The organism is Streptomyces torulosus (assembly GCF_001419765.1).
GTDB classification, from domain to species: Bacteria; Actinomycetota; Actinomycetes; order Streptomycetales; family Streptomycetaceae; genus Streptomyces; species Streptomyces torulosus.
The window spans coordinates 1-6,087 of sequence record NZ_LIRK01000258.1; the positions used below are offsets into that span (position 1 = coordinate 1).

At 74.3% G+C, this 6,087-nt stretch carries 2 protein-coding genes; one reads left to right on the forward strand and one right to left on the reverse strand.

From position 1 onward, the window contains the following. On the reverse strand, nt 1–3,229 hold a 3,229-nt coding region (locus AOK23_RS18630), incomplete at its 3' end, for a type I polyketide synthase (RefSeq protein WP_063791359.1). A 178-nt stretch (nt 3,230–3,407) separates the two neighbouring features. Here AOK23_RS18630 and AOK23_RS18635 point away from each other — a divergent pair. After that, on the forward strand, nt 3,408–6,087 hold a 2,680-nt coding region (locus AOK23_RS18635; RefSeq protein WP_055713825.1), incomplete at its 3' end, for a non-ribosomal peptide synthetase.

The following is a 6,087-nucleotide window of genomic DNA, read 5'->3' on the forward strand; positions in this document are numbered from 1 at the left end:
TGCACGACCTCGCCGCCGGGGGTGTTTCCCCGGCGGCGAGGTCGTGCAGGAGGGCGGCCTGCGCGCCCAGGGAGCGGGCGGTCATCAGGTCGCGGACGGGGACCGGGACGCCCAGCTCCCGGCTCGCCCTTCGCGCGAGGCGAGTGGCCAGGAGCGAGTCCCCGCCCAGATCGAAGAAGTCGGACTCCTCACCGAGGTCGCCGTGCCCGAGCAGCTCCACCCAGAGGCGGGTCAGGACGGAGGCGGGGTCCTCGACGGGCATGGGTGCGGGAGCGGGCGCCGACGCGGGCGTGCCGTCGGGCGAGGGCAAGGGTGCGGCCGCAGCTGAGGCTGAGGGCGAGGGCGTGGCTGTGGGCGCAGGTGCGGGCGAGGCGGGTTCGGGTGCGGTCGGTGTCTCGGCCACGGGAGGCCCCGGCGCAGGCACCGGCCCTGGCGTCGTCACCGACACCGGCGTGGGCACCGGCACCGGCTGCCTGACGGACCGTGACGCGTCCGTCCTCGGCGCGGCCTCCGGGGCGATCCAGTGCGGGCCCGCGAACGGGTAGGTCGGCAGATGCACCCGGCGACCACCCGGCCGGCACAGCGCACGGCGGGGGAGGGGCTGGCCCCGGGTCCACAAGGTGCCCAGTGCCGTGAGCACCTCCTCAGCGGGGCGGGCCGTACGGGACGGGGAGAGCGGGACGGACGGCAGGCCCGCCGCCTCCGCGAGAGCGGACAGCACCCGGCCGTGGCCCACCTCCACCACCAGGGCGTCGGGGAAGCGCTCGGCGATCGAGGCCATCGCGTCACCGAACCGGACGGCGCGCCGGGCCTGGTCGACGAACAGCTCGGGCCGGACGTCCGAGTCCGGCGGGATCAGGCGCCCGGTGACATTGGTGGCGAAGGGTACGACCGGCCGGCGCGCGGTGACGGCGGCGAGTGCCTCGACCAGCAGGGGGAGGGCGGGCTCGACGAGCGCGGTGTGGAAGGCGCGCCGTGTGGCGAGACGGCGTACGAGGACACGGCCGGCGAGGCGTGCCTCGAACTCCGTCACGGCCTCGGTGGGACCGGCCACCACACAGCCGTCCGCGGAGTTCACGGCGGCCAGCTCCAGGCCCAGCCCGGAGACGGCGAGGAGCTCGCGCGCCCGGGCCTCCTCGCAGCCGAGCGCGAGCATGGCGCCCTCCGGGCACTCCTGCATGGCGCGGCCGCGCACGGTCACCAGCCGTGCCGCGTCGGCGAGTTCGAAGACCCCGCCGACGCAGGCGGCCGTGATCTCGCCGAGGCTGTGCCCGGCCAGCGCCGCGGGGGAGACGCCGAGCGTGGTGAGCGCGGTGGCCGCCGCGTACTCGAAGGCGAACAGGACGGGCTGGGCCAGCTCCGTCTCCGCCAGTTCGGCGGCGGGGAACTCCGTGTCGAACAGCGCGCGGCGCATCCGTTCGCCGAGCGCCGGCTCGAACGCCGCGAGGCACTCGTCCAGCGCGGCGGGGAAGTACGGCAGCGCCTCGGCGACGGGCACCGCCATGCCGGGGTACTGGGTGCCCTGCCCGGGGAAGACGAGGACGACGGGCGCGGGCCCCGAGGCCGGGCGGCTGCCGCGGACCACGCCCGCGCCCCGCGTCAGCCGCTGCCCCACCTCGGCACAGGTCCTGCCGGTCACCGCGAGCCGCTCCGACAACTCCGCCCGGCCGTTGGCGAGCGTCGCCGCCACGTCCCCGAGGGGCAGGTCCTCCTCGGCCAGCCGCGCGCCGAGCCGGGCGGCCGAGCGGCTCAGGGCGTCGGCGTCGGCGGCGGACACCAGCACCAGGCGCACACTCTCTGCGGGCCCCTCCCGTACGTCGGACCCGTCCCGTACGCCGGTCTCCCCCTGGTCGTCGGCCTCCTCCCGTACGCCGGTCTCCTCCGGTACATCCGCCTCCTCCCGGACGGGCGCGGGCGGCGGCTGTTCGACGACCACATGGACGTTGGTGCCGCCGATCCCGAAGGAGCTGACCCCGGCCCGGCGTGGCTCGGGCCCGGTCCACGGCGCGCACTCGGTGGGCACGTACAGGGGTGAACCGTCCGTCTCCAGCAGCGGGTTGAGCCGGCTGAACCCGGCCACCGGCGGGACGACGCCCTTCTTCAGCACCAGCAGCGCCTTGATCAGGGCGGCCACCCCGGCCGCGTTGTCGAGGTGGCCGACGTTGGCCTTCAGCGCCCCCACCGCGACGGTGCCCGGGCCCGCGCCCGCCCCGCTGAGCGCCGCCGAGGCCGCCGACCACTCGATGGGATCGCCCACGCGGGTGCCGGTGCCGTGCGTCTCCAGGTAGCCGATCGTGTCGCCGTCGACGTCCGCCGCGAACAGTGCGGCCCGGATGACCTCCTCCTGGCCGCCGACGGACGGGGCGTAGTAACCCGCCTTCGCCGCACCGTCGTTGTTGATGGCGGTGCCGAGCACCACACCGTACGGGTCGGAGCCGTCCTCCAGCGCGTCGGCGAGCCGCCGCAGGACGACGCACGCCGCTCCGGACCCGGCCACGACGCCGTCGGCGTGCTCGTCGAACGGACGGCACCGCCCGGATGCCGAGTGGATCCCGCCCGGCACGGCGAGGTAACCCGCCTGCGGATAGGGGACCCCCGCCGCGACGACGAGCGCCTGGTCGCAGTCGCCGTTCAGCAGCGACTGCACGGCCATGTGCAGTGCCACCAGGGACGAGGAACAGGCCGTCTGCACGGCCACGGCGGGCCCCGTGAGCCCGAGTTTGTACGAGACGAGGCTCGCCATGAAGTCCGGCTCGGTGCCGTGGATCGCGTCCTCCAGCGTCAGCGGATCCAGCTCCCCGCTCGCCACCATCGCGCGCAGATAGCCGCTGCCGCTGGCGGAGGCGAAGACCGCGGTCCTCGGCACACCTCCCTCCCGGGCCGCGTCCTTGGCGACGGGAGCGACTCCGGCGTCCTCCAGGGCGGCCCAGGCGACCTCCAGCATCAGCCGGTGCTGCGGGTCCATCATCTCGGCCTCGCGCGGGCTCACCCCGAACAGCGCGTGGTCGAAGCGGTCGGCGTCGGGGAGATGACCGTGGACGGGAACGTAGTCGGGGTCGTCCAGCACCTCCTTCGGTACGCCCGCGGCGAGGAGGTCGGACTTCTCGTAGCGCGTGGTCAGCACACGGCCTTCGGTCAGGGCCGTCCACCACGCGTCGAGATCGGCCGCGCCGGGGAACCGCGCGGAGACGCCGGTGACGGCGATGTCCAGGGAACGGTCACGAGTCATCAGAACCACCTTCGGCTTCGGGACACCCCGACAGGTTGCCAGCAAAGACAAGCGCGTGGCAATATCTTGTCAATCCTGGCAACCACTTGACCTCGTGTCCGTGAGCAGCGCCCCGGCGCCACGTCGTACGCGGGGAACGTGCGAGTGCCGTGGGAGCAGTCGAGGGGAGTGGGACCGCTTGCAACCGAACGCCGAGTGGAGCGCGGGGCGTCCGAGCGTCGCGCCCGACGAGGGCCTGCACGAGACGTTCGCCCGCCTCGCCCGGGTCCGCCCGGACGCGCCGGCCCTCATCGAGGGCGAACACACCGTCACCTATGCGGAGTTGGACCGCGTCGCCGACACCTGGGCCGCGCGCCTCGCCGCGGCCGGGGCGGGCCCCGGCGATCTGGTCCCCGTCCTGCTGCCGCGCGGCAGACACCTCGTCGCCGCCCTGATCGCCGTCCTCAAGACGGGAGCGGCCTACGCGCTGCTCGACCCCGTCTGGCCCGAACAGCGGCTCGCCGACATCCGCACCCAACTGACCCCGCCCCTGGCTGTCGCAGCCCCCGGCACGCAACTCGGCCTGGAAGAACCGGTGTTGCCCGTCTGGACACCGCCGCCCTGGCCGCCGTACGCCGAGGCCGCGCCCTCAGGCTTCCGGCCCGTGTCCGCCCGTGGGGCCGACCCCGCGTGCGTCTTCTTCACCTCGGGCACCACCGGCCGCCCCAAGGGCGTGCTGACCCCGCACCGGGCCACGGCTCGGCTCTTCCCGCCGGACGGCTTCGCCGCCTTCACCGCCGACACGGTGATGCCTCTGGCCGCGGCCGTCTCCTGGGACGCCTTCTCTCTGGAGCTGTGGTCGGTGCTCCTGAACGGCGGCACCTCACTCATCACCGAGGAGCCCTACCTGACGCCCACCGCGCTCCGCTCCGGCGTGACCCGCCACGGGGCGAACACGGTGTGGCTCACCAGCAGCCTCTTCAACATGATCGTCGACGAGGACCCGGACGCCTTCGAGGGCCTGCGCCAGGTGCTCATCGGCGGCGAACGCCTCTCCGTCTCCCACGTCCACCGCTTCCTGCGCCGGCACCCGGACATCGCCCTGGTCAACGGCTACGGGCCCGTCGAGTCCACCGTCTTCACCACCACCCATCGCGTCACGGAGGCCGACTGCGACCTGCCGGGAGGCATCCCCCTCGGCCGACCCGTCCCCGGTACCCGGGTGTACGTCCTGGACCCGGACGGCACCCACCCGTGCGCCGTGGGGGAGACCGGCGAACTGTGCGTCTCAGGCGCCGGACTGGCACTCCGTTACCTCGGCGCCCCCTCCCTGACCGACGAGAAGTTCCGGACGCTGCCCCTGGGCCCGGACGGCGAGGGCGTACGTGTCTACCGCACGGGCGACCTCGTGGAGTGGGACGGGGACGGGCTGCTGCACTACCGGGGCCGGGCCGACCGCCAGGTCAAGATCCGGGGCCATCGCGTCGAGCCCGCCGAGGTCGAACGCCAGGTGGAGCAACTGCTGCCCTCCGTACGCTCCTGCCGAGTCCTGGCTCGCCCCGACGACTCAGGCGCGAGCCTGGAGCTGGTCGCGTTCTGCACGCCGACCCGACCGGGCGACCCCCTGACGGACGCCCTCCCCGCACTCCACGCCGCACTCGTCCCGTACCAGCGTCCCGTCGCCCTCGTCAGCGTCGACGGCTTCCCGACCACCGACCGCGGCAAGCTCGACGAACGCGCCCTCCTGGCCCTGGCGGAGACCGCCGTCCCCGCCCCGTCCGCGCCGAGCCTCACCGACCCCAGGGACTTCGCGGACCCCACGTCGACGCGTCCCGTCGACAAGCTGATGAAGCAACCTGTCGACAACACGGCGACGGATCCCTACGTCGACGCGGTGGCCGAGACCTTCGCCGCTGTCCTCGGCCGCGACTCCGTACCGCTCGACGTGCCCTTCACCGACCTCGGCGGTGCCTCCCTCGGCGCGGGCCGGGTCTGCGCCCGGCTGGCCGGCCGGTTCGGTCGCCCCGTACCGGTGGCGCAGTTCTACCGCCGTACGACCGTCACGGCCCTCGCGGACTGGTTGCGGGCCACGGCGGACGCTCAGGGCTCCGAGCCCGCCGACGTTCCGCACGCCGCGGACGGCACGACGCCGCTCACCCCCATGCAGATCGTCTATCTGACCCGCCAACTCGTCGCCCCCGCCGACCTCACCTCGCACTGCCTGCTCACCTGGGCCATCGAGGGCGAACCGGACCGGGAGGCGCTGCGGGCGGCCGTCGCCGCCGTCCACCGACGGCACGAGGCGCTGCGCGCCGCCTACGTCGCCGACCCCAGGCCGTCGGCCGTCCTCGTCGACATCCCGCCCCCCGACCTGGAAGCGCTGCCCGACGAACCCACCGTCGACGCGGCCGTCCGCTCACTGCGCGCCGAACTCACCGACGCACTCGACCTGCCCGGCGGAGAGGTCTGGCGCACCGCGCTGGTCCGCGTCGCGGACACGGGCACGGACAGGAACACCACGGTGTTCGGTGTCGTGGTGCACCACATCGCCTTCGACGGCTGGTCGGAGTCGGTACTGGCCCGCGACCTCGGCACCGCCTACGCCGCGGCCCGCCGGTCCACCCCGGACACCACGACCCAGACGCCACCACCGCCCTCCCTGCGCGACCAGTACATCGAGCGCAGCCTGCACCACACCCTGACCGACACCGACACCGACACCGACACCGATGCCGCTGACGGGATCGGCACCGATGCGGGTGCGGGTGCCGGGACCTCTGCTCATCGCGACCGCCTGGTCGCCGAGCTGACCGGCGTACCGGAGCTGCGCTGGTCGTCCGGGCCGCTCGGACAGACCTCCGCCGGTCCGGTGCCGCCGC